Raw genomic sequence first — 5,251 nt, 5'->3', positions numbered from 1 at the left:
TCATGCCGATGACCCATCGCGTAAAGGCGCTCGGCACGTTCGTCTACCCGGCCGCCGACATCAAGACGCCGCCCACCATGCACCTGCCTCTCAACGCGGAGGTGCGCGTGGCTGAGTGGGAGGAGCGTTTCTGCCGGCTCGAGCGCGGCGGCTTCATCATCACGCGCCATCTCACCGAGCGCGACCGCTTCGAGCGCGACTTCGTCGACATCGCTGAGCGCCTGATCGGATCGCCTTACCTATGGGGCGGCCGCACCCGCATCGGAATCGACTGCTCAGGCCTGGTGCAGATCGCGCTGCAGGCCGCCGGCGTGGACGCGCCGCGCGACACCGACATGCAGGCGGCCGAGCTTGGCGAGCCGATCCTCATCCCGGACGAGCTCGACGGTCTCAAGCGCGGCGATCTCGTATTCTGGCCGGGCCACGTAGGTATTATGTCGGACGCCGTGATGCTTGTGCACGCCAACGCCCACCACATGGCAGTCGCTGCGGAAACGTTGCCCGAAGCGGCCGAGCGCATCGCCAGGCAATCGGCCCCCATCACGACCATCCGCCGCCTCGCTCCCCGCGAGGCGCGGACGGCTTAAAAGCCCTCCGTCGTTGCCGGAGGCAACGCCCCGCAATACGGCGACGTGTCTGGATCCCGGCCTCCGCCGGGATGACGAAAAGTGGGACCTTCCCACACCAATGACGTCATTCCGGCGGAGCCTGCCCCGGCGAAGGCCGGGTGCCGGAGTCCAGATACGTCGATGCCGTGCTGCAACGTTTCCTCGTCGTCCGGAAAACCTAGGGCTGGCGTCGATACGGCAGGAAATGGCGATCGTGGCGCTGCACCCCGCCGTCGGGCTCCGCGCCGTTGCGCCACAGGAGCCCTATCGCCCCAAGTTGAACCAAGGTCTCGACCCCCTGAGGCACGCCTGTCACGGCACTGATCCACCGCCTCTGGATCACCTGCCCGTCCACGATGCTCTCGAGCAGCACCACGAGCTGATCGAGACTTTGAAACACCCGGTCTTCATAGGTCTCGCCCGCAAGCGAGATATCGAAGCGCCCGTCTTGTCGGAGCGCAATCGCAACCGGACAAGCCGTCGCAAGATGAGGCTCTATCGACAGCAGCCAGCTTCCCTCGTCGCGCGCCTCCACCGTGCGCGCCACATCGGCGATTGTCGGCACCCAATAGCGGATCTGCTCGATCGTCGCTTCGACAGCGGGATAGCGACTCTCTGGCATCGTGTTCATGGAGGCCGCACCAGCGCACCAAGAGGATGGCCGCAGGATGTCGCAAAAGCTCCCCGCCCTCAAGATGAGAAGATGTCATAGGGTAGAGCACCGATGGCGCGGACGTGCCGACGGTCTCAGCCGGCAACAGCGGCCCGATGCGCGACCTTGAGGTCGAACGCGGCGGCGAGCAGCGCCTTCGTGTAGTCGGCCTTGGGCGCCGTGAAGATCTCGTCCGCCGGACCTTCCTCGACCGCGCGCCCGTTGCGCATCACGATCACGTAGTTGCAGAGCGCCCGCACCACCTTGAGATCGTGGCTGATGAACACGTAGGCGAGATCGCGCTTGGCCTGCAGCTCGCGCAGGAGATCGACGATCTGCGCCTGCACGCTCATATCGAGCGCGCTGGTCGGCTCGTCGAGCACAATGAACTTGGGCTCCAGCGCCATGGCGCGCGCGATGGCAATGCGCTGGCGCTGCCCACCCGAGAACTCGTGTGGATAGCGGTCGAGCGCGGCCGGATCGAGGCCGACCTCCTTGAGCGCCCGCGCCGCCTGCTCGCGCCGCTGCTCCTCGCTCCACTCGGGCTTCTGGATCAGAAGCCCCTCCTCAATGATCTCGAAGATCGAGAGCCGCGGCGAGAGCGACCCATAGGGATCCTGGAACACGACCTGCATCTCGCGGCGGAGCGGGCGCATCTCCTTGGACGACAGCCCGTCGATGCGGCGTCCCATGTAGACGATCGGCCCTTGTGACGAGATGAGCCGCAAGATCGCGAGCCCGAGCGTCGTCTTGCCGGCTCCCGACTCGCCGACAACGCCCACCGTCTGCCCGGCGAGAATCTTCACCGAGACTCCGTCAACCGCCTTCACGTGGTCCACCGTGCGCTGCAGAAAGCCGCGCTTGATAGGGAACCACACCTTGAGATCGTTCGTCTCCGCGATCACCGGCGCGTCGGCGTTGAAATGCGGCGGCTCGCCCTTGGGCTCGGCGGCGAGAAGGTGGCGCGTATAGGGATGCTGCGGCGATGTGAACAGCGCTTCCGTCGGCTGCTCCTCCACGATCTCGCCTTGCTGCATCACGTAGACGCGCTCGGCCATGCGCCGCACGATGCCGAGATCGTGCGTGATGAGCAGCATGGCCATGCCCATCTCGCGCTGGAGGTTGCGCAGAAGCTCGAGAATCTGCGCCTGGATGGTCACGTCGAGTGCCGTCGTCGGCTCGTCGGCGATCAGGAGGTCCGGCTCGTTGGCGAGCGCCATGGCGATCATGACGCGCTGGCGCTGCCCGCCCGAAAGCTGATGCGGAAACGCGCCGAGCCGCTTCTCGGGCTCCGAGATGCCAACCTTGTTCAAAAGTTCGAGCACGCGCGCCCGCGCCGCCGGACCGCTCAGGCCGCGGTGCAGGCTCAGGATCTCACCCACCTGCCGCTCGATGGTGTGCAGCGGGTTGAGCGACGTCATCGGCTCCTGGAAGATCATCGAGATGCGTCCGCCGCGGATGCGCTTGAGATCCGCCTCCGGGACCTTGAGCAGGTCGCGCCCCTCGAAAAAGACCTGCCCCGTGGGATGCGAGGCCGCGGGATAGGGCAGCAGCCGCAGGATCGAGAGCGCCGAGACGGACTTGCCGCTGCCCGACTCGCCAACCAGCGCCACAGTCTCGCCCTTGTTGATACGGAACGACACGCCTTTGACGGCGGTGGTCGTGGCACCGCCCGCGCGAAACGCCACCGACAGGTTCTTGACGTTGACCAGCACCTCCCGCGACATGGCCTGCTCCCTCACGCGAATGTCTTGCGGGGATCGAGCGCGTCGCGCACCCCCTCGAAGATGAAGATCAGGAGCGACAGCATGATCGCGATGGAGAAGAACGCCGACAGCCCGAGCCACGGCGCGCCGAGGTCGCCCTTGCCCTGCAGCAGCAGCTCGCCGAGCGACGGCGACCCGGGCGGCAGGCCGAGCCCGAGGAAATCGAGCGAGGTCAGCGTGGTGATGGAGCCCGAGAGCTGGAACGGCATGAAGGTGACGGTAGCGACGGCCGCATTCGGCAGCACGTGCTTCCACATGATGGTAGTGTCCGAGAGTCCGAGCGCCCGCGCCGCCCGCACGTACTCGAAGTTCCGCGCCCGCAGAAACTCGGCGCGCACCACGCCCACGAGTGATGTCCATTGGAAGGCGAGCAGCACGAACAGCAGCGTCCAGAACCCCGGCACCAGCACGGCCGCGATGATGATCAGCACGTAGAGCGTCGGGATGTTGCCCCAGATCTCGAGGAAGCGCTGCATGAGACGGTCCAGCCAACCGCCGTAGTAGCCCTGCACGGCGCCGGCCGCGATGCCGATGAGGCTCGCGAAGATCGTGAGGATCAGGCCGAACAGCACCGAGATCCGGAATCCGTAGATGACACGCGCCAGCACGTCGCGGCCCTGGTTATCGAGGCCGAGCCAGTTCCAGTTCCCGATCGCGAGATATCGCTGCATCTGGTCCGGCGGCGCCTCGCAGAGCGGCGCGCGCGCCGCCCACTGCGGCGGTGCCGGATAGCCGAGACCGCCCTGATGCTTGATGCCGTCGCGCTCGATGAAGCAGCGCCCTTCGGAATCGACGCGGTTCGGATAGTCCTTGTTGATGGTGTCGTAGGAATAGCGGATCGGCGGCCAGATCATCCAGCCGTTGGCGCTGATCTCATCGAGGATCACCGGATCGCGGTAGTCGGTCACCGCCAGGAAGCCACCGAACTTCGACTCCGGGTAGTCGACGAGCGCGGGGAACAAGGTCTCGCCCTTGTAGCGGGCGATGAGCGGCCGGTCGTTGGCGATCAGCTCCGCGAACAGCGTCACGACGAACAGCGCCAGGAAGATGATGAGGCTCCAGTAGCCTCGGCGGTTGGCCTTGAAGTTCGCCCACCGGCGCGCGTTGATCGGCGACAACTGGAAGCGTGGCAGCATGCGCGTGTAGAGCGGCGGCCGCACCGGATCGGCCTTGACCTCCTGCTCGACGGTCTCTTCGCGTCGCGCGTCCATAGGCCTCAGACCTCCCGGCTCTCGAAGTCGATGCGCGGATCGACGAGGGTATAGACGAAGTCGGTCACCACGTTCACGACGAGGCCCAGGAGCGCGAAGATGTAGAGCGTGGCGAACACCACGGCGTAGTCGCGCTTGATCGCCGATTCGAAGCCGAGCAGCCCGAGCCCGTCGAGCGAGAAGATCGTCTCGATCAGGAGCGACCCAGAGAAGAAGGCGCTGACGAATGCGCCCGGGAATCCGGCGATGATCAGCAGCATGGCGTTGCGAAAGATATGGCCGTAGAGCACCTCGCGCTCGCCGAGGCCCTTGGCGCGCGCCGTGATGACATATTGCTTCCTGATCTCGTCCAGGAAGCTGTTCTTGGTCAGAAACGCCATGGTCGTGAACGCGCCGAGCGCCATGGCTATGATCGGCAGCGTCAGATGCCAGAAATAGTCTGCCGCCTTGCCGATCAGCGAGAGCTGGTCCCAGTTGTCCGACGTGAGCCCGCGCGAGGGAAAGATCTGGAAAAAGGAGGACCCCGCGAACACAATCAGGAGCAGCACCGCGACGAGAAAGCCCGGCACCGCGTAGCCGATCACCAGCGCCGTGCTGGTCCAGGTGTCGAACGGCTCGCCGTCGCGCACGGCCTTGCGAATGCCGAGCGGGATGGCGATCAGATAGGTGATCAGCGTCATCCAGAGCCCGAGCGAGATCGAGACCGGCAGCTTCTCCTTGATCAGCGTCAGCACCGGCGTGTCGCGGAAGTAGCTCTTGCCGAAATCGAACCGCAGGTAGTTCCACAGCATCGTCGCGAAGCGCTCGGCCGGCGGCCTGTCGAAGCCGAACTGCGCCTCGAGCTGCTTGATGAAGGCCGGATCGAGACCCTGCGCGCCGCGGTACTTCGACACCGTCTCGGCGGCGCCGCCGCCCGGCTGGGTCTGCTGAGCTCCGCCGAAATCGCCACCGCCGCCCGCGATGCGCGACGTCGCCGACGGATCGTTGCCCTGCAACTGGGCCAGCACGCGCTCG

The 5,251-nt window shown here is 65.9% G+C and carries 5 protein-coding genes; 1 reads left to right on the top strand and 4 read right to left on the bottom strand.

The features are described 5' to 3' along the window. On the top strand, positions 1-587 hold a 587-nt coding region (locus tag IT540_RS09160), incomplete at its 5' end, for a C40 family peptidase (RefSeq protein ID WP_291176135.1). Between the two features lie 199 nt (positions 588-786). Here IT540_RS09160 and IT540_RS09155 read toward each other — a convergent pair. The 4 genes from IT540_RS09155 to yejB all read right to left on the bottom strand — a co-directional run. Then, entirely contained in the window at positions 787-1,239 is a 453-nt protein-coding gene (locus IT540_RS09155) for a hypothetical protein (protein WP_291176132.1), read from the bottom strand. A gap of 116 nt (positions 1,240-1,355) precedes the next feature. Next, positions 1,356-2,987, bottom strand: a complete 1,632-nt coding sequence (locus IT540_RS09150; RefSeq protein ID WP_291176129.1) for an ABC transporter ATP-binding protein — start codon at positions 2,985-2,987, stop codon at positions 1,356-1,358. Between the two features lie 11 nt (positions 2,988-2,998). Beyond that, positions 2,999-4,162, bottom strand: coding sequence for an ABC transporter permease (locus tag IT540_RS09145; RefSeq protein WP_291176138.1), 1,164 nt, complete (start codon positions 4,160-4,162; stop codon positions 2,999-3,001). A gap of 80 nt (positions 4,163-4,242) precedes the next feature. Continuing rightward, positions 4,243-5,251: microcin C ABC transporter permease YejB (yejB, locus tag IT540_RS09140; RefSeq protein WP_291176126.1), on the bottom strand; the 1,009-nt coding region annotated here is incomplete at its 5' end.

Source organism: Hyphomicrobium sp., assembly GCF_020852195.1.
Lineage (GTDB): Bacteria > Pseudomonadota > Alphaproteobacteria > Rhizobiales > Hyphomicrobiaceae > Hyphomicrobium_C.
Note: the sequence above shows the minus strand (reverse complement) of the source record. Positions and strands in the feature narration are given on the sequence as shown.